A 595-nucleotide genomic window follows, 5' to 3' on the forward strand; every position below is an offset into this window, starting at 1 on the left:
CTCCCCGTGGTAATGAGTTGATAGAGAGACACCACTCCACCAAAGGGACAAATCCCATGTAACGAAGGATTACCTACGAAGGGAATTTGGATTCCCGTTTCAGACAATCCATGGTTCACGCTAATAAGCGTAATAAGAAGCAAAAACACGAGTTGAATTCCCAACCGTAGTTTTGAAGCCACGTCCTTTTTCTTTGCTGGCATATCAGCACCTCCCAAAAATTAACAAGGCTGTATAAAAACCGCCCTTTTCGGCTTACTGTACTAACTGTATTAACTGGTTATGCAATTTTTTAGGGAGATTCTGTGTTTTTTTTGTGAAGATAGAGGGTAAACACACTGGTTCCTTGGGGAGTATTTTTAAATTCCACGGTTCCTCCATGGGCTTGCGCTACAGCCTTTACAATCGCAAGGCCCAACCCGGAACCTTCAATTCTCCGGGCGGCATCGGCCCGGTAAGAACGTTGAAAAAGGTATGGAATATGCTCCTCTGGGATAGTCCCCTGATTACAAACGGAAATAGAAATTCCTTCCTTTTCTTTAGTAAAAAACAGCTGAAGTGGTCCCGGCGTACCATAGAGAAGGGCATTATGTAC

2 protein-coding genes are annotated in these 595 nt (G+C 44.0%); both read right to left on the reverse strand.

Annotated features, from left to right (window positions below):
* Positions 1–218 (reverse strand): hypothetical protein (locus tag N2315_09600; protein ID MCX7829425.1); only part of this gene is annotated, 218 nt, incomplete at its 3' end.
* A gap of 74 nt (positions 219–292) precedes the next feature.
* Positions 293–595, reverse strand: a 303-nt coding sequence (locus tag N2315_09605; protein ID MCX7829426.1) for a sensor histidine kinase, incomplete at its 5' end; no start/stop codon positions are given.

The sequence above is a fragment of the Thermanaerothrix sp. genome (genome assembly GCA_026417795.1).
Classification (GTDB): Bacteria; Synergistota; Synergistia; order Synergistales; family Synergistaceae; genus Thermanaerovibrio.